The organism is Streptococcus sp. GP0011 (genome assembly GCF_030546305.1).
GTDB lineage: Bacteria > Bacillota > Bacilli > Lactobacillales > Streptococcaceae > Streptococcus.
In genome coordinates, this window is sequence record NZ_JAUONR010000001.1 from 12719 (window position 1) to 38011 (window position 25293).

Annotated in this window: 31 protein-coding genes; 30 read left to right on the forward strand and 1 reads right to left on the reverse strand. The window is 41.7% G+C overall.

Going from position 1 to position 25293, the window contains the following annotated elements; genetic code table 11:
* Positions 1-34: 34 nt before the first annotated feature.
* From Q4443_RS00060 to Q4443_RS00170, 23 genes are all read left to right on the forward strand, one after another.
* A complete protein-coding gene (locus Q4443_RS00060; RefSeq protein WP_303407815.1) occupies positions 35-652 on the forward strand; it encodes a class I SAM-dependent methyltransferase in 618 nt (205 codons plus the stop codon).
* A 12-nt stretch (positions 653-664) separates the two neighbouring features.
* A complete protein-coding gene (locus Q4443_RS00065) occupies positions 665-1285 on the forward strand; it encodes a Type 1 glutamine amidotransferase-like domain-containing protein (protein ID WP_198459441.1) in 621 nt (206 codons plus the stop codon).
* A gap of 133 nt (positions 1286-1418) precedes the next feature.
* Positions 1419-1976 carry a hypothetical protein gene (locus tag Q4443_RS00070; RefSeq protein WP_198459442.1) on the forward strand — a complete coding sequence of 186 codons (558 nt, stop codon included), beginning with the start codon at positions 1419-1421 and terminating at the stop codon, positions 1974-1976.
* A gap of 93 nt (positions 1977-2069) precedes the next feature.
* Positions 2070-2246 (forward strand): 30S ribosomal protein S21, encoded by a 177-nt coding sequence (rpsU, locus tag Q4443_RS00075; RefSeq protein ID WP_000048054.1) that lies wholly within the window; start codon positions 2070-2072, stop codon positions 2244-2246.
* Between the two features lie 129 nt (positions 2247-2375).
* Positions 2376-3311 (forward strand): HPr(Ser) kinase/phosphatase, encoded by a 936-nt coding sequence (hprK, locus tag Q4443_RS00080; protein ID WP_303407816.1) that lies wholly within the window; start codon positions 2376-2378, stop codon positions 3309-3311.
* Positions 3304-4092: a prolipoprotein diacylglyceryl transferase gene (gene lgt, locus Q4443_RS00085; RefSeq protein ID WP_303407817.1), complete on the forward strand. Its 789-nt coding sequence runs from the start codon at positions 3304-3306 to the stop codon at positions 4090-4092. Before hprK ends, lgt begins: the two co-directional genes overlap by 8 nt.
* Positions 4093-4476 (forward strand): DUF948 domain-containing protein, encoded by a 384-nt coding sequence (locus Q4443_RS00090; RefSeq protein ID WP_049538298.1) that lies wholly within the window; start codon positions 4093-4095, stop codon positions 4474-4476.
* Between the two features lie 15 nt (positions 4477-4491).
* The gene (locus Q4443_RS00095) at positions 4492-4890 is read left to right on the forward strand and encodes a YtxH domain-containing protein (RefSeq protein ID WP_303407818.1); all 399 of its coding nucleotides are present in this window, start codon (positions 4492-4494) and stop codon (positions 4888-4890) included.
* A gap of 73 nt (positions 4891-4963) precedes the next feature.
* A complete protein-coding gene (gene hemW, locus Q4443_RS00100) occupies positions 4964-6094 on the forward strand; it encodes a radical SAM family heme chaperone HemW (RefSeq protein WP_001170102.1) in 1131 nt (376 codons plus the stop codon).
* A 4-nt stretch (positions 6095-6098) separates the two neighbouring features.
* Positions 6099-6836: an acyl-[acyl-carrier-protein] thioesterase gene (locus Q4443_RS00105; RefSeq protein ID WP_049479147.1), complete on the forward strand. Its 738-nt coding sequence runs from the start codon at positions 6099-6101 to the stop codon at positions 6834-6836.
* 10 nt (positions 6837-6846) lie between these two features.
* Positions 6847-7620 carry a TIGR01457 family HAD-type hydrolase gene (locus tag Q4443_RS00110; protein ID WP_049479148.1) on the forward strand — a complete coding sequence of 258 codons (774 nt, stop codon included), beginning with the start codon at positions 6847-6849 and terminating at the stop codon, positions 7618-7620.
* A complete protein-coding gene (locus tag Q4443_RS00115) occupies positions 7610-8227 on the forward strand; it encodes a TIGR01906 family membrane protein (protein ID WP_049479149.1) in 618 nt (205 codons plus the stop codon). Before Q4443_RS00110 ends, Q4443_RS00115 begins: the two co-directional genes overlap by 11 nt.
* A gap of 220 nt (positions 8228-8447) precedes the next feature.
* Positions 8448-8849: a Spx/MgsR family RNA polymerase-binding regulatory protein gene (locus Q4443_RS00120; RefSeq protein WP_000631261.1), complete on the forward strand. Its 402-nt coding sequence runs from the start codon at positions 8448-8450 to the stop codon at positions 8847-8849.
* Positions 8850-9128, forward strand: coding sequence for a UPF0223 family protein (locus tag Q4443_RS00125; RefSeq protein WP_049500828.1), 279 nt, complete (start codon positions 8850-8852; stop codon positions 9126-9128).
* A complete protein-coding gene (locus Q4443_RS00130; protein ID WP_049519493.1) occupies positions 9118-9891 on the forward strand; it encodes an inositol monophosphatase family protein in 774 nt (257 codons plus the stop codon). The genes Q4443_RS00125 and Q4443_RS00130 overlap by 11 nt, the downstream gene beginning before the upstream one ends.
* Entirely contained in the window at positions 9892-11196 is a 1305-nt protein-coding gene (locus Q4443_RS00135; protein ID WP_049500830.1) for an RsmF rRNA methyltransferase first C-terminal domain-containing protein, read from the forward strand.
* 210 nt (positions 11197-11406) lie between these two features.
* A complete protein-coding gene (locus tag Q4443_RS00140) occupies positions 11407-12285 on the forward strand; it encodes a phosphate ABC transporter substrate-binding protein PstS (RefSeq protein ID WP_049519494.1) in 879 nt (292 codons plus the stop codon).
* Positions 12285-13202, forward strand: coding sequence for a phosphate ABC transporter permease subunit PstC (gene pstC, locus Q4443_RS00145; RefSeq protein ID WP_001070951.1), 918 nt, complete (start codon positions 12285-12287; stop codon positions 13200-13202). The genes Q4443_RS00140 and pstC overlap by 1 nt, the downstream gene beginning before the upstream one ends.
* A complete protein-coding gene (pstA, locus tag Q4443_RS00150; protein ID WP_000543050.1) occupies positions 13192-14076 on the forward strand; it encodes a phosphate ABC transporter permease PstA in 885 nt (294 codons plus the stop codon). Before pstC ends, pstA begins: the two co-directional genes overlap by 11 nt.
* 10 nt (positions 14077-14086) lie before the next feature.
* Entirely contained in the window at positions 14087-14890 is an 804-nt protein-coding gene (gene pstB / locus Q4443_RS00155) for a phosphate ABC transporter ATP-binding protein PstB (protein ID WP_000049847.1), read from the forward strand.
* Between the two features lie 12 nt (positions 14891-14902).
* Complete coding sequence (pstB, locus tag Q4443_RS00160; RefSeq protein ID WP_049479153.1) at positions 14903-15661, forward strand: phosphate ABC transporter ATP-binding protein PstB; 759 nt, start codon at positions 14903-14905, stop codon at positions 15659-15661.
* 11 nt (positions 15662-15672) lie between these two features.
* Positions 15673-16326 carry a phosphate signaling complex protein PhoU gene (gene phoU, locus Q4443_RS00165; RefSeq protein WP_000946469.1) on the forward strand — a complete coding sequence of 218 codons (654 nt, stop codon included), beginning with the start codon at positions 15673-15675 and terminating at the stop codon, positions 16324-16326.
* A gap of 157 nt (positions 16327-16483) precedes the next feature.
* On the forward strand, positions 16484-17299 hold the full coding sequence (locus Q4443_RS00170; protein ID WP_049477691.1) for an ABC transporter substrate-binding protein: 816 nt from the start codon (positions 16484-16486) through the stop codon (positions 17297-17299).
* A 19-nt stretch (positions 17300-17318) separates the two neighbouring features.
* On the opposite strand, the gene Q4443_RS00175 is transcribed toward Q4443_RS00170, so the two are convergent.
* Positions 17319-18590 carry a PLP-dependent aminotransferase family protein gene (locus Q4443_RS00175; protein ID WP_049477690.1) on the reverse strand — a complete coding sequence of 424 codons (1272 nt, stop codon included), beginning with the start codon at positions 18588-18590 and terminating at the stop codon, positions 17319-17321.
* 144 nt (positions 18591-18734) lie between these two features.
* Here Q4443_RS00175 and budA point away from each other — a divergent pair, with 144 nt between their 5' ends.
* The 7 genes from budA to Q4443_RS00210 all read left to right on the forward strand — a co-directional run bounded on the left by budA (position 18735) and on the right by Q4443_RS00210 (position 25166).
* Positions 18735-19466 carry an acetolactate decarboxylase gene (gene budA, locus Q4443_RS00180; protein WP_049477689.1) on the forward strand — a complete coding sequence of 244 codons (732 nt, stop codon included), beginning with the start codon at positions 18735-18737 and terminating at the stop codon, positions 19464-19466.
* A 9-nt stretch (positions 19467-19475) separates the two neighbouring features.
* Positions 19476-20228 carry a YhfC family intramembrane metalloprotease gene (locus Q4443_RS00185; protein WP_303407819.1) on the forward strand — a complete coding sequence of 251 codons (753 nt, stop codon included), beginning with the start codon at positions 19476-19478 and terminating at the stop codon, positions 20226-20228.
* A gap of 111 nt (positions 20229-20339) precedes the next feature.
* Entirely contained in the window at positions 20340-21245 is a 906-nt protein-coding gene (murB, locus tag Q4443_RS00190; protein WP_303407820.1) for a UDP-N-acetylmuramate dehydrogenase, read from the forward strand.
* A 139-nt stretch (positions 21246-21384) separates the two neighbouring features.
* A complete protein-coding gene (locus tag Q4443_RS00195) occupies positions 21385-22542 on the forward strand; it encodes an ABC transporter ATP-binding protein (protein ID WP_303407821.1) in 1158 nt (385 codons plus the stop codon).
* Positions 22523-23329 (forward strand): ABC transporter permease, encoded by an 807-nt coding sequence (locus Q4443_RS00200; protein ID WP_000754120.1) that lies wholly within the window; start codon positions 22523-22525, stop codon positions 23327-23329. The genes Q4443_RS00195 and Q4443_RS00200 overlap by 20 nt, the downstream gene beginning before the upstream one ends.
* Positions 23326-24099, forward strand: coding sequence for an ABC transporter permease (locus tag Q4443_RS00205; RefSeq protein WP_000712716.1), 774 nt, complete (start codon positions 23326-23328; stop codon positions 24097-24099). The genes Q4443_RS00200 and Q4443_RS00205 overlap by 4 nt, the downstream gene beginning before the upstream one ends.
* On the forward strand, positions 24096-25166 hold the full coding sequence (locus tag Q4443_RS00210; protein WP_049519499.1) for an ABC transporter substrate-binding protein: 1071 nt from the start codon (positions 24096-24098) through the stop codon (positions 25164-25166). The genes Q4443_RS00205 and Q4443_RS00210 overlap by 4 nt, the downstream gene beginning before the upstream one ends.
* Positions 25167-25293 lie beyond the last annotated feature (127 nt).

Below are 25293 nucleotides of genomic sequence, written 5' to 3' on the forward strand. Positions count from 1 at the left end.
GTGGTATAATATAGCTATACGAGGAGGATCGATTTTGATTTATATAATTGGTTTTATTTGTTTTTTACTTTTAATGTTACTATTTAGTCGCTTAATTCAGCAATCAAAGAACCCTTCGGGCTTTCTAGGAAAACGAATGATGAAATTGTGGAATAGAGCCTACCTCCCCATGTTTGTATGGGCAATTCGTCATCTGGATAGGACATTTTACCCTGTAATCTTAGATGTGGGAGTTGGAAATGGTCGTTCAACCATCCTACTGAAAGAAACTTTTCCGCAAAGTATCATAACTGGAATCGATATTTCAGATACTGCAATAGCTCAAGCCAAACAGATAGAGATGACTAATCTAAATTTTGAACGAAGAGATGTTAGTGAGACAGGATTTTCTGATGAAAGTGTTGATTTAATCACAGCCTTTCAAACTCATTTTCATTGGAGGGACCTAGAGGCTTCTTTTATGGAACTTCGAAGAATACTCAAATCAGACGGGATGCTCTTACTGGCTTGTGAATATAACAAGTTGTCTTACTTTTTACCAGAGGTCCAAAGCGAAGAAGCATTTAGACGATTCTTGTTATCAGTAGGATTTGAGCTCGTAACTAGTCAAAGAAAGGGATCATGGATTCTTTATAAAATTGTTAAAAATTAATGGAGGTACATCATGAAACAATTATTTTTATGTTCATACTTTGCTGGAGTCACAAAGCTTTTTAGCGATTATGCAAAGGAAAAGAATCTAGAAAACAAGGTTTTATTTATTCCTACCGCTGGGAACAAAGAGGATTATACTGCCTATATCGATGAGGCTCAGCAAACATTCAAAGATTTAGGATTTGAGATAGAGGTTCTAGATATTGCTTCTTGTGATCGAGAAACTGCTCAGGCAAAGATTTTCCAAAGCAAGATTCTTTATATCTCAGGTGGGAATACATTTTATTTATTACAAGAATTAAAGAAAAAACAACTTCTATCTCTCATCAAAGAGCAAATAAGAGATGGGTTGGTCTATGTGGGAGAATCAGCAGGGGCTATCATTACAGCCAAGGATATTGACTACAATAAACTCATGGACGACAAGACGGTAGCGACAGAGTTATCTGATACAGCGGGATTGGATGAAGTGGATTTTTATATCCTTCCACATTATGGTGAGGAACCTTTTACCGATAGTAGCAAAAAGACCTTTGAAATGTATAAAAAGCAGCTTGAATTGCTACCGCTTCATAACCACCAAGCAATTATCGTTAACGATGAGCAAATAGATATCTTGACAATAGAATAACAGCGTGGTAGAATAACAGCGTGGTTGGAAGAACATTAATATTTTACCAATAAAACGATTAGCGGTTGATAATTCATTTAGTGGGAATCTGCCATGGATAGATTAATTTTATGAATTCAAGAAGGGAAAAGTTATGAAAATAAAAACGTTAGATAAAATAGGTGGGATTGTTTTCTTGTTTCTAACGATTACTACCATTGTCGTTTTTTTATCAGATACGAGCTTCTTTGAGTGGGCGTTTACTAGACACCAGAATACTCTGAGTTGGTATATTCGCCCTCTCTTTATTATTCCAATTGTAATGGGAGCTTATAAAAAATCCTATAGCCTGATTTTCTTTTCTATATTTTGCCTATTTACTAGCATGTTCTGGTTCCCAAAGCCGGAAATAGTTGATGTAAAAGTAATTGAGTTTTTGAATTTTGAGAAGACTTATTTTACGAGCGGATGGAGTATTGAAAAAGTTATTATTCTGGCGACGATTCTAGCATTTTTTACGGCAATTATATCCTTAACATGGAGTAGACGTTGGTATGGATTATTAGCAACGGTAGTAATTGGAGCGTTTCTGAAGGTTGCCCATAGTCTTTTATTTAGTGGAGGAAGTGGCATATCGATTGTAAAACCAGCTGTTTTGGGATTGATTCTCTGCATCTTAGTGATTTATTTCATCTTCAAAAGAAGAAAGTAAAAATAATAAAAGTTTATGGTCGCTTTTCTCTTGACAATTATTCACTTTGTGTGTAAAATGGAATAGATCTTGAACTTGAAGGGAGTGAAAAAAATGTCTAAAACAGTAGTACGTAAGAATGAATCTCTTGACGATGCACTTCGTCGTTTCAAACGTGCGGTTACTAAAGCTGGTACTCTTCAAGAAACACGCAAACGTGAATTCTATGAAAAACCTTCTGTAAAACGTAAACGTAAATCAGAAGCAGCTCGTAAACGTAAAAAATTCTAATTTGAAATGAAAGGCTAGAGAAATCTAGTCTTTTTCTTTTAAATAAATACCGTAAATCCTGCAAAAAAAGGAAACTTCCTACCACAATTTGATATAATAGTAGGGAGAACTCGATTGAAGGAGGAAATTATGTCGGTTTTAGTAAAAGAAGTCATTGAAAAGCTCAGATTAGACATTGTTTACGGTGAAGGCGATTTACTTGAAAAAGAAATCAATACTGCGGACATTTCTCGACCAGGTCTTGAAATGACAGGGTATTTTGATTACTATACTCCGGAGCGACTTCAACTATTGGGAATGAAGGAATGGTCTTATTTAGTCTCCATGTCTTCTCACAACCGTTATAAGGTGTTGACCAAGATGTTTCAACCGGAAACACCAGTGGTTATTGTTGCACGTGGTTTAGTAGTTCCAGAAGAAATGTTGAAAGCTGCCAGGGAATGTAAGATTGCGATTTTAACCAGTCGAACAGCTACTAGTCGCCTGTCAGGAGAATTATCTAGCTATTTGGATTCTCGTTTGGCAGAACGGACCAGTGTTCATGGCGTCTTGATGGACATTTATGGCATGGGTGTCTTGATCCAAGGGGATAGCGGTATCGGTAAGAGTGAAACTGGTCTGGAACTTGTGAAACGTGGACACCGTTTGGTGGCAGATGATCGTGTAGATATTTTTGCAAAAGACGAAATGACCCTTTGGGGAGAGCCAGCTGAAATTTTGAGGCATTTACTTGAGATCCGTGGAGTGGGGATTATTGATGTGATGAGTCTCTACGGAGCAAGTGCTGTAAAAGATTCTTCACAAGTTCAACTAGCAGTTTATTTGGAAAATTATGATACGCATAAGACCTTTGACCGTCTAGGAAATAATGCCGAAGAACTCGAAATTTCTGGTGTAGCCATTCCGCGTATCCGCATTCCGGTAAAAACAGGACGCAATATTTCTGTTGTTATTGAGGCGGCAGCAATGAACTATCGTGCTAAGGAAATGGGCTTTGATGCGACACGTTTATTTGAAGAACGTTTGACAAATCTGATCGCTCAAAATGAGGTGAAACATGATTAATCCAGTTGCATTTGAAATCGGTCCTTTTTCCATTCGTTGGTATGCCCTGTGTATTGTGGCAGGCTTGGTCTTGGCAGTCTATCTTGCCATGAAAGAAGCTCCTAAAAAGAAGATTTTGTCAGATGATATTCTAGATTTTATCTTAATTGCCTTTCCTGTTGCAATTTTAGGTGCCAGACTTTACTATGTGCTCTTCCGCTTAGATTACTATCTTCAAAATCCAGGTGATGTGATTGCCATCTGGAATGGTGGTTTGGCCATTTATGGTGGTTTGATAGCAGGAGCTATTGTACTCTATATCTTTGCGGATAGAAAATTAATCAATACTTGGGACTTTCTAGATATTGCGGCACCGAGCGTTCTGATTGCCCAAAGTTTAGGCCGCTGGGGGAATTTCTTTAACCAAGAAGCCTACGGTGCAGCGGTAGACAGTCTGGATTATTTGCCAGGCTTCATTCGTGATCAGATGTATATTGATGGGAGTTACCGTCAGCCAACCTTCCTATTCGAGTCGGTTTGGAATCTGGTTGGATTTGCTTTGATTCTGATTTTTAGACGAAAATTGAAGGGAATCAGACGTGGTCATATCACTGCTTTCTACTTGATTTGGTACGGTTTTAGTCGTATGATTATAGAAGGAATGCGAACAGATAGTCTTATGTTCTTTGGACTGCGGGTGTCCCAATGGTTATCAGTTGTCCTCATTGGACTAGGTGTTTACATCATACTTTATCAAAATCGAAAGAAAGCCCCTTTCTATCATACTGAGGAGGAAAACTAAATGTTAGAAGTTGCTTATATTCTTGTTGCCATTGCTCTGATCGTTTGTTTAGTCTATCTGACGATTACCATTCAAAAAGCAGGTCGAATGATTGATGAGACGGAGAAAACCATCAAAACCTTGTCTTCAGATGTAGATGTTACCTTACATCATACCAATGAATTGTTGGTAAAAGTTAATGTCTTGGTAGACGATATCAATGTTAAGGTTGCGACGATCGACCCACTCTTTACGGCTGTAGCAGACTTATCTGAGTCAGTATCTGACCTCAATAGTCAAGCGCGTGTCTTGAGCAAGAAAGCTTCATCAGCTGGATCAAAAACACTTAAGACGGGTGCTGGATTATCTGCACTCCGTGTCGCAAGTAAATTTTTCAAAAAATAAAAAAGGAGAAATCTCATGGGAAAACTATCCTCTATCCTTTTAGGAACTGTTTCAGGTGCAGCTCTGGCCTTGTTCTTAACCAGTGACAAGGGCAAGCAAGTTTGCAGTCAAGCTCAAGATTTTCTAGATGATCTGAGAGAAGATCCAGAATATGCCAAAGAGCAAGTCTGTGAGAAATTGACAGAAATGAAGGAACAAGCAACGGACTTTGTGCTGAAAACAAAGGAACAAGTAGAATCTGGTGAAATTACTTTTGACAGTGTCCTTGATCAAGCCAAAACCTGTGCTCGACAAGCGACAGAAGCGTCAAAGGAAACCTTTAACAATCTCAAGGAGCAGTGGCAAGAACAGTCAACAACTCCAGACGTTGCTGAAGACCAAGAAGAAATCATCATCGATATTACTGAAGTATAATGCATCACCATCTCTGGTTTTTGGAGATGGTGATTTTTATCTGCAAGCTTGTCTTTGTGGTATAATAAGTACTATGCAGAAAAAACCAACGTCCGCCTATGTGCATATTCCCTTTTGTACACAGATTTGTTATTATTGTGACTTTTCAAAAGTTTTTATTAAAAATCAACCAGTAGATAGTTACTTGAAGCATCTACTAGAGGAGTTTCGTTCTTATGATATCCAAAAGTTGCGAACTCTCTACATTGGAGGTGGGACGCCAACAGCTTTGTCAGCTCCGCAATTAGAAGTGCTACTGGATGGTTTGACTAAAAATCTAGACTTGTCAGCCTTAGAAGAGTTGACCATTGAGGCCAATCCAGGCGATTTGGACGCAGATAAGATTGCAGTTTTGAAACAGTCGCCAGTCAATCGTGTTTCACTAGGCGTGCAAACCTTTGATAACAAAATGCTGAAAAAGATTGGGCGCAGTCATTTGGAGAAGGATATTTATGAAAATATCGACCGCCTCAAACTGGCTGGTTTTGACAATATCTCCATCGATCTAATCTACGCTCTACCTGGTCAAACTATGGCTCAGGTCAAGGACAATGTAGCTAAGGCTATCTCGCTTGATATTCCTCATATGAGCCTTTATAGCTTGATTTTGGAAAACCATACGGTCTTTATGAACCGCATGCGACGTGGGAAATTGCCCCTGCCCAAGGAGGAACTGGAAGCGGAGATGTTTGAGTACATCATCGCAGAACTGGAGCGAGCTGGTTTTGAGCATTATGAGATTTCGAATTTCTCCAAGCCTGGCTTTGAAAGTCGCCACAATCTCATGTACTGGGATAATGCCGAGTATTATGGTATCGGTGCGGGTGCTTCAGGTTATGTGGACGGAATTCGTTATAAAAACCACGGTCCTATCCGCCACTATCTCAATGCAGTAGAGACAGGAGATGCTCGGATAACAGAAGAACACCTGACTCAAAAGGAGCAGATGGAAGAAGAAATGTTCCTAGGCCTCCGGAAAAAATCTGGGGTTTCTATGGCGCGATTTGAGGAGAAATTCGGACGATCCTTTGATGGACTTTATGGCGAAATCATCAGAGACTTGGTTCAACAAGGACTTATGCAGATCGACGGTGATCGTGTCCGAATGACAAAGAGGGGTCTCTTCTTGGGAGACACTGTAGCAGAACGATTTATTTTGGAGTAGAACAATGGGCTTAACTTATCAAATGAAAATGAAAATTCCTTTTGATATGGCGGACATGAACGGTCATATTAAACTTCCAGATGTGATTTTGCTGTCCTTGCAAGTATCAGGTATGCAATCGATTGAGCTGGGAGTTAGCGACAAGGATGTGTTAGAACGCTACAATCTGGTCTGGATTATTACAGACTATGCGATTGACGTGGTACGCTTGCCTCGCTTTGCTGAGGAGATTACGATTGAAACAGAAGCGTTGACTTACAATCGTCTTTTTTGCTACCGCCGTTTCACTATCTATGATGAAGCAGGTCAAGAAATCATTCGCATGGTAGCAACCTTTGTTCTTATGGACCGAGATAGTCGGAAAGTTCATGCTGTCGAACAGGAGATTGTTGCCCCTTATCAGTCTGAGTTTGATAAAAAACTCATCCGTGGGCCAAAGTATGCAAATCTAGAAGATCCGATCAGTAAAGACTACCATGTTCGTTTTTACGACTTGGATATGAATGGTCATGTCAATAATAGCAAATATCTGGATTGGATTTTTGAGGTTATGGGATCAGACTTTTTGACCAAGTATATTCCAAAGAAAATCAATCTCAAGTATGTCAAAGAAGTGCGACCAGGTGGTATGATTGCTTCAGCTTATGAACTCAAGGGACTAGAAAGCAAGCATGAGATTATCAATGATGGGGAGATCAATGCCCAAGCTATGATTACTTGGCAAGAAATTGAAGGCAATTAGAAAGGACGATATGGCTTATAAAGGTTATTTAATTGATTTAGACGGAACCATTTACAAGGGGAAAGACAGAATCCCGGCAGGAGAGGCTTTTGTGCATGAACTGCAAAAGCGTGAAATTCCTTATCTCTTTGTAACCAATAATACAACTCGTACTCCTGAGAGTGTTCAAGAGATGTTGGCTCAGAATTTTAACATTAATACGCCTCTATCAACTGTCTATACAGCGACTTTGGCAACCATCGACTATATGAACGACTTGGGACTGGAAAAGACAGTCTATGTCATCGGAGAAGCTGGGCTCAAGGATGCTATTGAGGCGGCTGGTTATGTCGAAGACAAGGAAAATCCAGCCTATGTGGTCGTTGGACTGGACTGGCAAGTTGACTATGAAAAATTTGCCACAGCAACTCTAGCCATTCAAAAGGGGGCTCACTTTATCGGAACCAACCCTGACCTCAATATCCCGACGGAACGTGGTCTCTTGCCTGGTGCTGGTTCACTAATTACACTTCTTGAAGTAGCAACACGCGTAAAACCAGTTTATATCGGAAAACCAAATGCTATCATTATGGATAAGGCAGTTGAGCACTTGGATTTGAAAAGAGAAGAATTGCTCATGGTCGGGGATAACTACTTGACAGATATCCGAGCAGGGATTGACAATGGTATTCCAACGCTCTTAGTGACAACAGGTTTTACCAAGGCAGAAGAAGTGGCAGACTTGCCAATCGCACCAACTCATGTAGTTTCTAGCCTTGCGGAGTGGAATTTTGATGAAAACTAAACTAACCTTTTGGGGAAGTATGCTCTTTCTCCTCTCCCTTTCTATCCTACTGACTATTTATCTGGCATGGATTTTCTATCCTTTGGAAATTGAGTGGCTGAACTTAGCGGATCGAGTCTATCTAAAGCCAGAAACCATTCAGTACAATTTTCATATCTTGATGAATTACCTGACTAATCCCTTTAGTCAGGTCTTAGAGATGCCAGATTTTCGTTCATCAGCTGCAGGTCTACACCACTTTGCGGTGGTGAAGAATCTCTTTCATCTAGTTCAGCTAGTTGCCCTAGTGACACTTCCAAGTTTCTATTTCTTTGTTAAAAAGATTGTAAAAAAGGGTTTTCTCCCCTTATATCGTAAAAGTATTTTAACTCTAGTACTATTGCCCCTTATCATTGGGGTTCTGGGAGTGTTGATTGGGTTTGAGCAATTCTTTACTCTTTTCCATCAGATTCTCTTTGTGGGAGATGATACCTGGCTTTTTGATCCAGCAAAGGATCCCGTTATTTGGATTTTGCCAGAGACTTTCTTTCTCCATGCCTTTTTACTTTTCTTTGCTTTGTATGAAGGAATGTTTGGTTTCCTTCTTGCTAAAGCTTCAAGGAAATAGTGGAAAAAATTCTGTATTTTTAATAAAAAACGAGAGAAGTTGCTCGACTCCCTATTTATTGTTAGGTTATCCTAAAGATAAACTTGCAAAGCAGGAGATTTTTGCAGAAAACAGTCTATTTTCTATGAAAAAATAGGCTTTTTTTCTAAAAATACCTAGTCAAGCGCTTTATTTTTTTGTATAATAGAAATAGCAAGTATAGATAAAAGAAGAGAAAAGCATGATTACACTATTTTTATCACCGAGTTGTACATCATGTCGTAAGGCAAAGGCTTGGTTAGAGACGCATAAAGTGCCCTTTCAAGAGCATAATATTATGACTAGTCCTTTAACAAGAAAAGAATTACAACATATTCTTTCCTTGACCGAAAATGGTACTGATGACATCATTTCAACTCGTTCAAAAATTTTTCAAAAATTGGATATTGATGTAGAGAGTATCTCAGTATCGGAGTTGCTTCAGTTGATTGAGCAATATCCTAGTCTTTTGCGTCGCCCAATTATTATAGATACAAAACGCATGCAGATCGGTTTTAATGAAGATGAGATTCGTGCTTTTCTCCCTCGTAGTTACCGTAAACAAGAATTGAAAGAAGCAACATTGAGAGCTGGTATAGGATAGATGAACAAACAGTATAGTTACCCACTAGATTTGTCGTGGAGCACTGAAGAACTTGCTTCAGTGCTTTCTTTTTTTAATGATGTTGAAGCTGCTTATGAAGATAAGGTAGAAGCAAAAAAACTGTTAGATTCCTATAAGGAATTTAAGTCTGTTGTCCCGAGAAAAAGTGAAGAAAAACGTTTAGGTCGCGAATTTGAGACGGTTAGCGGTTATTCCTGCTATCATGCGGTTCAATTAGCAAAAGAAAAAAGAGAAGGGAAGATTTCTCTTGGAAACTAAATTTGAATTTGCCAAACAGATTGTGCAAGAAGCTGCAGATTACATTTTGGCCCACATGCAAGAAGATTTGCAGGTCGAGCGCAAGTCTTCGCCTACAGACTTAGTGACACGTTTGGACAAGGAGGTCCAGGAACTCTTGGTTGATCGGATCAAGTCCTCCTATCCTGAGGATTTGATTTGCGCGGAAGAGGGCTGTTTACGTGCTGCAGTCGGTCAAGGTCCTGTTTGGGTGATTGATCCCATTGACGGTACCAATAACTTTGTCGCCCAGCAGGAAGATTTTGCCGTGATGTTGGCTTATTTTGAGGATGGTGTGGGCAAATTTGGTGTCATCTATGATGTCATGAAAGGTGATTGTTACCATGGTGGTGGTGCCTTTCCTCCTTGCCGCAATAATGATCCCTTACCGCCTTTTAAAAAGAAACCTCTTCAAGAATTTTTAGTTGCCGGCAACTCAGGTATGTTTGAGAGCAATGAGTGGGGCTTGGCGGATTTGGGGCGAGCAGCGTTGGGTGTCCGTGTATATGGCAGTGCGGCCATTAGTTTTGCCAAGGTTTTATCGGGTCGTCTTTTGACTTATATTACCTACCTGCAGCCATGGGATTACGCTGCGGCCAGTATCTTAGGGGAAAGTCTGGGTTATCGCCTTCTTACGGTATCGGGTGAGCCCGCTGATTTTAAAACGCGTCAGCCTGTCATGATGGTGCCAATCGAGATGCAAGAAGAGATTCAGTCTTATATCTACGAAAGGAAAGAAAACTAAATGCAATTTCCAGAAGGATTTGTTGAAAAATATGAAGCGATACTAGAAGATGAGGCAAGAGACTTTCTTGCCTCTTTTAAACAAGAAGCGGTTTCGGCTTTTCGGGTCAATCCCTTAAAAGAAAGTCAGTTATCGTTTGCTGATGCTATTCCCAATACACCTTGGGGGTATTATGGTAAGGTTTCTGGGAAGTCACCAGAGCACGTGACAGGTTTCGTTTATTCGCAAGAGCCTGCAGCCCAAATGGTGGCCCAGGTAGCTCAACCCCTTCCCGGTATGAAGGTTTTGGACTTGGCGGCAGCACCAGGTGGAAAATCCACTCAACTAGCAGCTTATCTGGCTAATCAAGGAGTCCTTGTCTCCAACGAAATTTCAAGCAAGCGAGCTAAGATTTTAGTGGAAAATATGGAACGGTTTGGAGCTACAAACGTAGTCGTGACCAATGAGTCTGCGGATCGCTTAGCCAAGGTCTTTAAAGGATACTTTGATGTGATTGTCCTTGATGCTCCTTGCTCGGGTGAAGGGATGTTCCGTAAACAACCAGATGCCATGGATTATTGGAACATCGACTATCCGAATCAATGTGCCAGTCTCCAAAGAAAGATTTTAGAAGATGCAGTCACCATGCTTGCTGAGGGTGGCCGTCTGGTCTACTCGACCTGTACTTGGGCACCAGAGGAAAATGAAGAAATCGTCCACTGGTTGCTGGATACTTATGATTTTGAACTGCTTCCAGTCGAGCATGTGAACGGTATGGTAGCAGGTATTAATCTTCCTGAAACGGCTCGGATGTACCCTCATCATTTTAAGGGAGAAGGTCAGTTTGTTGCCCATTTGCAATTCAAGGGAGAAAATCCAGCAGCCAAATTCAAAGCCAGCAAGACCAATCTTAGTCGTGAACAGCTGGCCTTGTGGCGGGAATTTGCCCAAAAACATCTCAAAGTGACACTAACTGGCCTTCTACAAACTTTTGGAGACCAACTTTATCTCTTGCCAGAGATGCTACCTGATCTAGGGAAACTCAAAATTGCCCGAAATGGACTTCATCTGGGTACTTTTAAGAAGAAACGCTTCGAACCAAGTTTTGCTCTGGGATTAGCCTTGAAACCAAGTCAAGTAAAACAAAGTGTTGAAATCAATGATGAGGACTTTGTAAAATATGTGGCTGGTGAGACCGTTCAATTGTCTGAAGCTCGACCAAATGGCTGGTACCAAGTTGTGGTTCAAGGAAACGGATTAGGCTTTGCCAAGGTAACGGGAAATGTTTTGAAAAATTATTATCCAAAAGGACTCAGATTCAGGTGAAAAAGCTAGTCAAAGAGCCTATTCTATGTTATAGTGGAAGTATGAGTTTTTTCTGATAGTCTTTCATTATTACTTATATTATACGATGGAATTGTCCGCTCCTAAGAATGACTAGATAAAATAAAGCGGGATAATCATTGATGATAATTGGATGATCAGGACAAACGGAAGAAATCAGAACATTTATCATTATGTTCAAGGAGAATAACAGTGAAAAAAAGAAAAAAGCTCGTCATGTCTCTTGCAGCTCTTTTGATGGCAGGTTCTCTTGCAGGATGCGCTAGCTGGATTGATCGTGGAGAATCCATGACAGCCGTTGGTTCAACTGCTCTTCAGCCTCTTGTCGAAGCGGCAGCAGATGAATTTGGTTCTAGAAACATCGGAAAAACAGTCAATGTTCAAGGTGGAGGATCGGGTACAGGACTATCCCAAGTCCAGTCTGGAGCAGTTGACATCGGGAACTCTGACGTCTTTGCAGAGGAAAAAGAAGGAATCGATGCTTCAGCACTAGTAGACCACAAGGTTGCAGTGGCTGGTCTTGCAGTGATTGTAAACAAGGAAGTGGATGTTGAAAATCTCACAACCGAGCAACTTCGCAAAATCTTTACAGGTGAAGTGACCAACTGGAAAGAAGTTGGGGGCAAAGACCTGGCCATTTCAATCATCAACCGAGCAGCAAGTTCTGGTTCACGAGCGACGTTTGATACGGTGGTTATGAATGGCCAAGCAGCAATGCAGAGCCAAGAGCAGGATTCTAACGGGATGGTCAAGTCCATTGTATCCCAAACACCTGGAGCCATTTCTTACCTGGCTTTTGCCTATGTAGATGACTCCGTGAAAAGCATGAAACTGAATGGGTATGAGCCTACGTCTGAAAATGTAACGACCAACAACTGGCCTTTGTGGTCTTATGAACATATGTACACACTTGGTCAGCCAAATGAGTTAGCTGCTGAATTCCTGAATTTCGTTCTCTCAGATGAAGCCCAAAATGGGATTGTTAAGGGCATGGGCTATATCTCCATCAATGAAATGAAAGTCCAAAAGGATGCTTCAGGTATCGTTACAGCAGTAGAAGGAGGTCAATAATGAATCAAGAAGAATTATCTAAAAAATTACTCTCTCCTTCAAAGAACTCTCGGCTTGAGAAGTTTGGTAAAGGATTGACCTTCACTTGCCTTTCTTTGATTGTTATCATTGTGGCGATGATTTTGATCTTTGTAGCGCAGAAAGGCTTGTCGACCTTCTTTGTCAATGGGGTGAACATCTTTGATTTCCTCTTTGGACAAACTTGGAATCCTTCAGGGAAACAATTTGGTGCCCTTCCGATGATTTTGGGCTCCTTTATTGTGACGATTTTATCAGCCCTCATCGCAACTCCTTTCGCTATTGGTGCTGCAGTCTTTATGACAGAAGTCTCACCAAAGGGTGCAAAGATTTTGCAACCAGCCATTGAACTCCTCGTCGGTATTCCTTCAGTCGTCTATGGATTTATCGGTTTGCAAGTTGTGGTGCCTTTTGTTCGTAGCGTCTTTGGTGGAACTGGTTTTGGGATATTGTCAGGGATTTTCGTTCTTTTTGTCATGATCCTACCAACTGTAACCTTTATGACAACAGACAGCTTGCGTGCTGTTCCTCGTCATTACCGTGAAGCCAGTTTGGCTATGGGAGCCACTCGTTGGCAAACCATCTGGCGTGTGACCTTGAAAGCAGCACGTTCAGGTATTTTTACTGCAGTGGTCTTTGGGATGGCGCGTGCCTTCGGTGAAGCCCTTGCTATTCAGATGGTGGTCGGAAACTCAGCAGTTATCCCAACCTCGCTAACAACACCAGCTGCGACTTTGACTTCTGTTTTGACTATGGGTATCGGAAATACCGTCATGGGAACGGTTGATAATAACGTTCTCTGGTCACTGGCCTTAGTCTTGCTCTTGATGAGTTTGGCCTTTAACAGTGTGATTAAATTGATTACGAAAGAAAGAGGAAAGAAAAACTATGCACGCTAAGAAATTAGATAAACTTGCAACAGCTGTCCTCTATACCATCGCGGGTATCATCGTTGCCATCTTGGCATCCTTGATTCTCTATATCTTGGTGAGAGGGTTACCGCATATCTCTTGGTCCTTCTTGACAGGGAAATCCTCCTCTTATCAAGCAGGTGGGGGTATCGGGATTCAGCTCTACAATTCCTTCTTCCTTTTGGTCATTACCTTGATCATTTCTGTTCCCCTGTCTATGGGAGCTGGCGTTTTCCTCGCTGAGTATGCCAAAAAAGGACCTGTGACCAATTTTATTCGTACCTGTATTGAGATTTTGTCTTCTCTACCATCAGTCGTAGTGGGTCTCTTTGGTTACTTGATCTTTGTAGTCCAGTTTGAGTATGGATTTTCAATCATTTCAGGTGCATTGGCCTTGACAGTCTTTAACCTCCCTCAGATGACTCGAAATGTTGAGGACAGTTTAAAACACGTTCACCATACGCAACGTGAGGCTGGTTTGGCTCTTGGAATTTCTCGTTGGGAGACTGTAGTTCATGTTGTCATTCCAGAAGCCCTTCCAGGTATCGTAACGGGTGTTGTCTTGGCATCTGGTCGTATCTTTGGTGAAGCAGCTGCTCTTATCTATACGGCAGGACAATCCGCTCCAGCCCTTGACTGGTCTAACTGGAATATCCTCAGTGTTACCAGTCCTATCTCAATCTTCCGTCAAGCAGAAACCTTGGCAGTCCACATTTGGAAGGTCAACAGTGAAGGAACCATTCCTGATGCTACTATCGTATCAGCAGGTTCTGCCGCCGTGCTCCTCATCTTTATCTTAATTTTTAACTTTGGAGCACGCAAACTCGGAAGCTATTTACACAAGAAATTAACCGCTGCCTAAAGGAGAAGCCATGTCAAAATATAACTGGGACGAAAAGCATATCATCACCTTCCCTGAAGAAAAAGTGGCCCTCTCTACCAAGGATTTACATGTTTACTACGGTAAAAATGAATCCATCAAGGGCATCGATATGCAATTTGAAAAAAATAAAATTACAGCCTTGATTGGCCCCTCTGGATCAGGGAAATCTACTTATCTTCGCAGTCTCAATCGGATGAATGATACCATTGATATTGCCAAGGTCACAGGTCAAATCCTCTATCAAGGGATTGACGTTAATCGTCCAGAAATCAATGTCTATGAGATGCGCAAGCATATCGGAATGGTCTTTCAACGTCCAAATCCATTTGCCAAGTCTATTTATCGCAACATTACTTTTGCTCATGAACGTGCAGGTGTTAAGGATAAGAAAGTACTTGATGAAATTGTAGAAACCTCTTTAAGACAGGCTGCCCTTTGGGACCAGGTCAAAGACGACCTCCACAAATCAGCCTTGATGCTTTCTGGAGGTCAGCAGCAACGTCTCTGTATCGCTCGCGCCATCTCTGTCAAGCCAGATATCCTCTTGATGGATGAACCGGCGTCAGCCTTGGATCCGATTGCGACAGCACAGCTGGAAGAAACCATGTTGGAATTGAAGAAGGACTTTACCATCATCATCGTTACCCACAGTATGCAACAGGCTGCGCGTGCAAGTGACTACACTGGATTTTTCTACTTGGGTGACTTGATTGAGTATGATAAAACATCCAATATTTTCCAAAATGCTAAGTTACAGTCAACCAATGACTATGTAACAGGACACTTTGGTTAGAAAGGAAACGGTATGTCAGAAGCGATTTTACAGGTGTCAGACCTGTCCGTTTATTACAATAAAAAGAAGGCCTTGAATAGTGTTTCCCTTTCTTTCCAACCTAAGGAAATAACAGCCTTGATTGGTCCTTCTGGATCAGGAAAGTCTACCCTGCTCAAAGCTATCAACCGCATGGGCGATCTAAATCCTGAGGTGACAACAACTGGATCAGTGGTCTATAATGGTCACAATATCTACAGCCCCCGTACCGATACGGTTGAATTGCGTAAGGAAATCGGGATGGTCTTTCAACAGCCCAATCCCTTCCCTATGTCTATCTACGAAAATGTTGTCTATGGTCTGCGTATCAATGGAGTCAGGGACAAGCAAGTTCTTGATGAAGCAGTAGAAAAGGCCTTGCAACGTGCTTCTATCTGGGATGAAGTAAAGGATCGTTTGCATGATTCGGCCATTGGTCTTTCTGGTGGACAACAACAACGTGTTTGTGTTGCCCGTGTCTTAGCAACCAGTCCGAAAATTATCCTCTTAGATGAACCAACATCAGCTTTGGATCCTATTTCTGCAGGTAAGATTGAGGAAACCTTGTATGGTCTGAAAGATAAATACACCATGCTCTTGGTAACGCGTTCGATGCAACAAGCCTCTCGTATCTCTGATAAAACAGGATTTTTCCTAGATGGAGATTTGATCGAGTTTAACGATACGAAGAAGATGTTCCTAGACCCACAAAACAAGGAAACAGAAGATTATATTACAGGAAAATTTGGATAAGGAGTTGAATGATGTTACGATCTCAATTTGAAGAAGATTTGGAGAAATTGCATAACCAGTTCTATGCTATGGGACAAGAAGTGCTCTCGCAGATCAATCGTACAGTGCGTGCCTTTGTTACGCATGACCGTGATTTGGCAAAAGAAGTCATCGAAGACGATGCAGAAGTAAATGAATATGAAGTGAAGTTGGAAAAGAAATCATTTGAAATGATTGCCCTCCAACAACCTGTTTCGCAAGACCTTCGTACCGTCTTGACCGTTCTCAAGGCAGTGTCAGACGTGGAACGCATGGGAGATCATGCAGTGTCTATCGCTGAGGCGACTATTCGTATGAAGGGGGAGCAACGTATCCCTTCTGTTGAAGAAGAAATCAAAAAGATGGGACGCGACGTGAAAAACTTCGTTGAAGCAGCTCTAGATCTCTATCTCAACGGTTCTGTGGATCAAGCCTACGAAGTAGCAGCGATGGACGAAAAAATCAACCATTACTTTGATAGCATCCGAGATTTGGCTACAGAAGAAATTAGGAAAAATCCTGAAGCTATCGTTACAGGCCGTGATTACTTCCAGGTCATTTCTTTCTTGGAACGTATCGGAGACTACGCTAAAAATATCTGTGAATGGGTTGTTTACTTTGAAACAGGTAAGATTGTCGAACTATAAGAAACGGTTTAAATATACAGAAGAAAAGGCTGATTAAAATAAATCAGTCTTCTTTTTTATGAAAAGAATTGTTTTGCAATCAAAATCTGTAAAAGGGTTGACAACTATTTTTAAAAGAGTTATAATTATTCAGAATTAACAGAAAGGTCGTTTATTTATGAAATTTAAGAAATGGATATTAGTTGTGTGTAGTATGCTTGCCAGCATGATTTTAGTAGCTTGCCAGTCAGGAACGGATAGTTCCCAGTCTGCTGTGGACGCTATTAAACAAAAAGGAAAGCTAGTCGTTGCGACCAGCCCAGACTATGCGCCGTTTGAATTCCAAGCCTTGGTAGATGGTAAAAACCAAGTGGTTGGTGCAGATATTGATATGGCTCAAGCAATTGCAGACGAGCTTGGGGTTAAACTTGAAATCTCTAGCATGAGTTTTGACAATGTCTTGACCAGTCTTCAAACTGGAAAGGCTGACTTGGCCATTGCAGGAATTAGTGCTACAGATGAGAGAAAGGAAGTCTTTGACTTTTCAATCCCTTACTATGAAAATAAGATGAGTTTCTTGGTTAGAAAAGCCGATTTAGACAAGTACAAGGATCTTTCAAGCCTCGCAAGTGCCAATATCGCAGCTCAAAAGGGAACTGTGCCAGAAACCATGGTCAAGGAACAATTGCCAAATGCCCAGTTGACATCCTTGACCAATATGGGGGAAGCAGTCAATGAATTGCAGGCTGGAAAAGTGGATGCTGTTCATATGGATGAACCAGTTGCTCTTAGCTACGCAGGTAAAAACTCAGATCTCGTTGTTGCATCTGTTAACTTGACGATGAAAGATGGCGAAGCCAATGCTGTTGCTATCAAGAAGGATCAATCAGACTTGAAAGCAGTAGTCGATAAGGTTATCCAAAAACTGAAAGATGACGGAACCTATCAAAACTATCTTGAAAAAGCAGCGAAACTAACAGAAGTTGAACAATAAGAAAAAGCAGAGTTGGAGTTTAATCCAATTCTGCTTTTATGTATTCTAATAGCTCTTCTAGATTTTCAAGAGTGACTTTGGCAAACTGATAAGGGCAGATGTCCAAATAAGCCTTCTCAAAAAAGTCTAGTTTGAGTGAGCTGTGTTTCAGACTGGCAATCTTAGGATAGTTTCTCAAATCAAGCAAAAGACCATCGTGTAGAGGGTAGTGGGGCAAGGGGCAGGTGTTTTCTTCAAGCACTTTCTTTATCTGAGCCTGATAGTTCTCTTGAAGGCTAAGGCGAGCCAGTCGATTTTTTTCAAATAACTGGCTATCAATGTAAAGAGAAAGAGCCTTTTGCATGATGAGATTGCTGTCATAGTCCAGGATATTTTTGTAGGAAACAAAGGCCTCTTTTAGGGCATTTGGGAGAATGAGAGCGGTAATACGAAGGGCTGGAAAGAGACTGGTTGAGAAGGACTTGATATAAATGACCCGATCCTCAGTATCCAGATAGTGGAAGGTTTGTCCCTTTTTAGAGTCTAAGTCACCTAGATAATCATCCTCGACGATATATACACCATACTGGTTTGCTAGATCCAGAATAGCCCTTTTTTCCTGATCAGAATAGGAATGACCAAGAGGATAGTGGAAACGAGGAATGGTATAGAAAAACTTGATTTTCCCAGATTTAAACTGTTCTTCCAGTTCTTCAAGGTTGATGCCATCAATTCGGCGTTCAATGGTCTGGCAGGCCAATCCCTGAGCGACCAAGAGACGATTCATCCGGTGGTAGGTCGGCTGTTCAACTAGAATCTCCGCTCCCTCGCTCGGAAAGTTAATCTGAGAAAGGATAAAGAGAGCTTGCTGGGTACCAGATGTTAGAACCAGTTGGTCGGGTTTGCAGTAGAGAGCCTGGTCAAAGAAGAGTTGATGGACAGATTGTCTGAGTTCCTCAAGGCCTTCTTGGTTATCATAGTAGTTGAAGAGATAGTTTTCTCGACCTATCAGGGTTTCATTGACACAGAGCCGAAAGTCGTCATAGGCACTGGCATGTTCGTCAGTGACTTCGATTTCCAAGTCCTGATGCCGCCCCTGTTCTAGAACATAATAGCCACTTTGGGGCTTGGCATAGAGATATTGTTCATGGCGTAATTCCAGCAGGGCTCGCTGGATAGTGTCCTTGCTACAGCTGAAGTCTTGGCTCAGTTGACGGATAGAGGGAAGCCGGCTACCTGTTGGAAATTTTCCTGATTCGATACCCTTTTTTAGAAAGGAAACGACTGCTTGGTATTTACTTTCTTTCTTCATTCCAGACCTCCGTTGATTTTGTTACATTGTACCTTTTTTTTGCCTCCTTTGCAATGGGAAAAGCATTCCCCCTTTCACAACTAGGAGCAAATGTGGTATACTTAGAAAGTATGATGATTCATTGAAAAGAAGATAAGAAAGAGAATGGATAGAAAAGTGCAGGAACCGGTTAAATTATTTCAATACAATACTCTAGGTGCCCTAATGGCAGGTCTCTATGGTGGAACCATGACAGTGGAAGAGTTGCTGGAACATGGTGACCTCGGCTTAGGGACATTGGATTCGATTGATGGGGAATTGATCGTCCTTGATGGCAAGGCTTATCAAGCCAAGGGATCTGGTCAAACGCCTGAAATCGTTGAAGTGGTAGCGGATGCTCTTATTCCCTATGCAGCAGTGGTTCCTCATCAGGCAGAAGTGATTTTTCGTCAGCGCTTTGAGATGACGGACAAGGAATTGGAAAAGCGAATTGAGTCCTACTATGATGGGGAAAATCTTTTTCGTTCCATCAAGATTCATGGCGAATTTTCACAAATGCACGTACGGATGATTCCTAAATCCACTCCTGATACCAAGTTTGCTGATGTAGCGACTCACCAACCTGAATATAGCCGTGAAAATGTATCGGGAACCATTGTTGGATTTTGGACACCGGAGATTTTCCATGGAGTGAGTGTTGCAGGCTACCATTTGCATTTTATCTCAGATGATTTGACCTTTGGTGGGCATGTGATGGACTTTGTTATCAAAGAAGGAATGATTGAGGTTGGGGCAGTCGACCAGTTGGACCAACGTTTTCCAGTCCAAGATCGCCAGTATTTATTTGCCAAATTTAACGTTGACGAGATGAAGAAAGATATTGATAAGTCAGAATAGGAGAAAAAGATGACAGTACATATTATCCTTACCATGATAGCTTTGGTTCTCATTCTAGTAAGTGGAACTTGGTATGCCAAAAAACGGTTTAAAATCTCTCTTGCAGTGATGGGCTTGGGGGCAATCGCATTTTTTGTTTCTTCTCAAGTGTTAGAGAAGATTGTTCACCTTCTGATACTCCATCCGCAAAAAGATGGAACCATTCCGCTTATGCAGGAGCAGCCTTTCTTATATGTCCTTTATGGAATCGCCATGGCAGCCCTCTTTGAGGAAACAGTTCGTCTTGTCTTTTTTAAATGGTTGGAGAAAAAGAGAAAGCTAGAAGATCGAGATGCTTTGGCTTATGGTTTGGGACATGGCGGCTTGGAGATGCTCTATCTCGGAATGGGAAGCTTGATCAGTCTTTTGATTCTCTTTTCACTCATCCAGTCTTCAAATACTGATGTAGCCAATCTTCTTCCAAAGTCTACACTCGAAACGGTTCAGTCTCTTTCTGTATGGCAGGTTTATTTACTAGGAGTTGAGCGTGTTCTTGCTCTGGTTCTACAAATTGGTCTTTCCATCTGGGTCTATCAAAGTGTCCGTCAAAAGAAATGGATCTACCTCCTTGCTGCCTATGGTTTGCATGCCTTGTTTGACTTGGCTCCAGCCTTATCTCAAGTGGGCTGGATTGCAAATCCGCTTCTAGTTGAGTTTATTCTTCTCGTAGAACTTCTAGCCTTTATCTGGCTAACCAAATCTACATTTTGGAAAAAATCATAAAAAGAGGGGCGACCTCTTTTTTTATGTAATGATAAAACAAGCTCTTTTTATGGTCGTCAAATGTCTCTAAAAATGGTATAATGGAATGAATTTTGAAAAAGGAAGAGTGACATGTCAGTAAAAGAAAAAATGCTTGAAATCTTAGAAGGAATCGATATTCGTTTTAAGGAACCTTTGAAGACCTATACCTATACAAAGGTAGGAGGTCGAGCGGATTATCTAGTTTTGCCACGCAATCGCTATGAGATGGCCCGTGTCGTCCAATTTGCCAATCAAGAGAATATTCCCTGGATGGTGCTTGGGAATGCCAGCAATATCATTGTTCGTGAAGGTGGAATCCGTGGTTTTGTCATCTTGTGTGATAAGCTTAATAACGTTTCAGTTGATGGCTATACCATCGAAGCAGAAGCTGGAGCGAACTTGATTGAAACAACACGTATTGCCCTCTGTCATAGTTTGACTGGTTTTGAGTTTGCTTGTGGGATTCCTGGAAGTATCGGTGGAGCAGTCTTTATGAATGCAGGTGCCTATGGAGGAGAGATTGCCCATATCTTGCAGTCTTGTCAAATTTTGACCAAGGAAGGGGAAATCAAGACCTTATCTTCCAAGGCTTTGGCTTTTGGTTACCGCCATTCAGCTATTCAGGATTCTGGGGCTGTTGTTTTGTCAGCTAAATTTGCCCTTGCACCTGGAAATCATCAGGTTATCAAGCAAGAAATGGACCGCTTGACGCACCTACGTGAACTCAAACAACCTCTAGAATACCCATCATGTGGGTCAGTCTTTAAGCGTCCAGTGGGGCATTTTGCAGGACAGTTGATTTCAGAGGCTGGCTTGAAAGGCTATCGTATCGGTGGTGTGGAAGTATCTGAAAAGCATGCCGGTTTTATGATTAATGTTGCTGACGGAACGGCCAAAGACTACGAGGACTTGATCCAATCTGTTATCGAAAAAGTCAAGGAACACTCAGGTGTCACCTTAGAGCGAGAAGTTCGTATCTTGGGTGAACACGAATAACATTATTTTTACATAGCATTCAAAGATTGGGATTTTATCGCTAAATGAGGTTTAGGTCAATTTATTTCCTACGCTTGTGTCTAGCATTCTAACAAGGTCCCAATCTGTTAATTTACGAAGAAGAAGGAATTTAGAGGAATTGAAAAAACCAATTATTGAATTCAAAAACGTCTCTAAAGTTTTTGAAGACAGCAACACCAAGGTTCTCAAAGACATCAATTTTGAGTTGGAAGAAGGGAAGTTTTACACTCTTTTAGGCGCATCCGGTTCAGGAAAATCAACCATTCTAAACATCATTGCAGGTTTACTGGATGCGACGACAGGGGATATTTTACTGGATGGGGTACGGATCAACGACATTCCAACTAATAAACGAGATGTCCATACGGTCTTCCAATCCTATGCCTTGTTTCCACATATGAATGTGTTTGAAAATGTTGCCTTTCCACTCCGCTTGCGTAAAATCGACAAGAAAGAAGTCGAACAACGTGTAGCGGAAGTTCTCAAGATGGTTCAGTTGGAAGGATATGAAAAACGTTCCATCCGTAAACTTTCTGGAGGACAACGCCAGCGTGTGGCCATTGCCCGTGCCATTATCAACCAGCCCCGTGTGGTCTTGTTGGATGAGCCCTTGTCAGCGCTGGACTTGAAATTGCGAACAGACATGCAGTACGAACTGCGTGAACTGCAACAACGATTGGGGATTACCTTTGTCTTTGTCACTCACGATCAGGAGGAAGCTCTGGCTATGAGTGACTGGATTTTCGTTATGAACGATGGCGAGATTGTTCAGTCAGGAACACCTGTTGATATCTACGATGAGCCAATCAACCATTTTGTTGCGACCTTTATCGGTGAGTCAAATATCTTGCCAGGAACCATGATTGAGGACTACTTGGTTGAGTTTAATGGCAAACGCTTTGAAGCAGTCGACGGGGGGATGAAGGCAAATGAGCCTGTTGAGGTTGTCATTCGTCCAGAGGACTTGCGCGTCACTCTTCCTGAAGAAGGCAAGCTCCAAGTTAAGGTTGATACCCAGCTTTTCCGCGGGGTTCATTACGAGATTATCGCTTATGACGAACTTGGCAATGAATGGATGATTCACTCAACTCGTAAGGCCATCGTTGGTGAGGAAATCGGTCTGGACTTTGAACCAGAAGACATCCACATCATGCGTCTCAACGAAACCGAAGAAGAGTTCGATGCTCGTATCGAAGAATACGTAGAAATCGAAGAGCAAGAAGCAGGTCTGATTAACGCGATCGAGGAGGAAAGAGATGAAGAAAACAACCTCTAAACTCTTTGTAGTGCCCTACATGCTTTGGATTGCCCTCTTTGTTCTCGCACCCTTGGTCTTGATTTTCGGTCAATCCTTTTTCAACATTGAAGGCCAATTTAGTTTAGAAAACTATAAATCCTACTTTGCGTCACAAAACTTGACCTATCTTAAAATGAGCTTCAACTCTGTGCTCTATGCTGGGATTGTGACTATGGTGACGCTTCTCATCAGCTATCCAACAGCCCTCTTTTTGACTCGTCTCAAGCACCGTCAACTCTGGCTCATGCTGATTATCCTGCCAACCTGGATCAATCTGCTCCTCAAGGCTTATGCTTTTATCGGGATTTTTGGTCAAAATGGCTCTATTAATCAATTTTTGGAATTCATCGGAATCGGTTCGCAGCAGTTGCTCTTTACCGATTTCTCCTTTATCTTTGTCGCAAGTTACATCGAGCTTCCCTTTATGATTTTGCCCATTTTCAATGTCTTGGATGATATGGATAACAATCTCATCAATGCCAGCTATGACCTCGGTGCGACCAAGTGGGAGACCTTCCGCCATGTTATCTTTCCTCTATCTATGAACGGGGTGAGAAGTGGGGTTCAGTCTGTCTTTATCCCTAGTTTGAGTCTCTTCATGCTGACACGTTTGATTGGTGGGAACCGCGTTATCACATTGGGAACGGCCATTGAGCAAAACTTTCTAACCAATGACAACTACGGTATGGGTTCTACCATCGGTGTGATCCTCATCCTAACCATGTTCATCACCATGTGGGTGACCAAGGAAAGGAGAGAACGATGAAAAAATTTGCCAATCTCTATCTAGCCTTTGTCTTTATCATCCTTTATTTGCCAATTTTTTACTTGATTGGCTATGCATTTAATGCAGGGGATGATATGAACAGCTTTACAGGCTTTAGCTTGAGCCATTTTAAAACTATGTTTGGTGATGGTCGCCTCATGTTGATCCTCACCCAAACCTTTTTCTTGGCCTTTTTATCAGCCTTGATTGCGACCATTATCGGGACTTTTGGTGCTATCTATATCTATCAGTCTCGTAAGAAATACCAAGAAGCCTTTTTATCACTCAATAATATCCTCATGGTTGCGCCTGACGTTATGATTGGTGCCAGCTTCTTGATTCTCTTTACACAGCTTAAGTTTTCACTTGGCTTTTTGACTGTTCTATCTAGTCACGTGGCCTTTTCCATCCCTATCGTGGTCTTGATGGTCTTGCCTCGTCTCAAGGAGATGAATGATGACATGATTCATGCGGCCTATGACCTGGGTGCCAGCCAGTTTCAGATGTTTAAGGAAATCATGCTACCGTACCTGACTCCGTCTATCATTGCAGGTTATTTCATGGCCTTCACCTATTCGCTAGATGACTTTGCCGTGACCTTCTTTGTCACAGGGAATGGCTTTTCAACCCTGTCAGTCGAGATTTACTCTCGAGCTCGCAAGGGAATTTCGCTGGAAATCAATGCCCTGTCTGCCCTTGTCTTTCTCTTTAGTATTATCCTAGTTGTTGGCTATTACTTTATCTCACGTGAGAAGGAGGAGCAAGCATGAAAAAACTCTATTCATTTTTAGCAGGAATTGCAGCGATTATCCTTGTCTTGTGGGGGATTGCTCATCATCTAGATAGTAAAATCAATAGCCGAGACAGTCAGAAATTGGTTATTTACAACTGGGGGGACTATATCGATCCAGAACTCTTGGAGAAATTCACAGAAGAAACAGGAATCCAAGTACAGTACGAGACCTTTGACTCCAACGAAGCTATGTATACCAAGATAAAGCAGGGTGGAACGACCTACGACATTGCCATCCCAAGTGAGTACATGATCAACAAGATGAAGGACGAAGACCTCTTAGTTCCTCTTGATTATTCAAAAATTGAAGGAATCGAGAATATCGGACCAGAGTTCCTCAACCAGTCATTTGACCCGGGCAATAAATTCTCCATCCCGTACTTCTGGGGGACCTTGGGAATTGTCTACAATGAAACCATGGTAGAGGAGGCGCCTGAGCATTGGGATGACCTCTGGAAACCAGAATACAAGGATTCCATCATGCTCTTTGATGGGGCGCGTGAGGTGCTGGGACTCGGGCTTAACTCACTCGGTTACAGTCTCAACTCCAAGGATCCTCAGCAGCTGGAAGAGACAGTGGATAAGCTCTACAAACTGACTCCAAATATCAAGGCCATTGTGGCGGACGAGATGAAGGGTTACATGATTCAGAACAACGCTGCTATCGGTGTGACTTTCTCTGGGGAAGCTAGGCAGATGTTGGAGAAAAATCCTAACCTCAAGTATGTCGTTCCGACTGAGGCCAGCAATCTCTGGTTTGATAACATGGTCATTCCAAAAACCGTGAAAAACCAAGATGCGGCCTATGCCTTTATCAACTTTATGTTGAAACCCGAAAATGCTCTGAAAAATGCGGAGTATGTAGGTTATTCAACACCAAACCTACCAGCTAAGGAAATGCTCCCAGAGGAGACCAAGGAAGATAAATCCTTCTATCCTGACGCTGATACCATGAAACACCTAGAAGTTTATGAAAAGTTTGACCATAAATGGACAGGCAAATATAGCGACCTCTTCCTACAGTTTAAAATGTATCGGAAGTAGGAATTAAATGTAAGAAACGAATCAGTTAAGCTGGTTCGTTTTTTGTATTAAAAAAATTTATATTTGGGCTTGACAAAAGGAATTTTAATGATAAAATAGTATCCTTTATACATTTAGGAGGTATCTA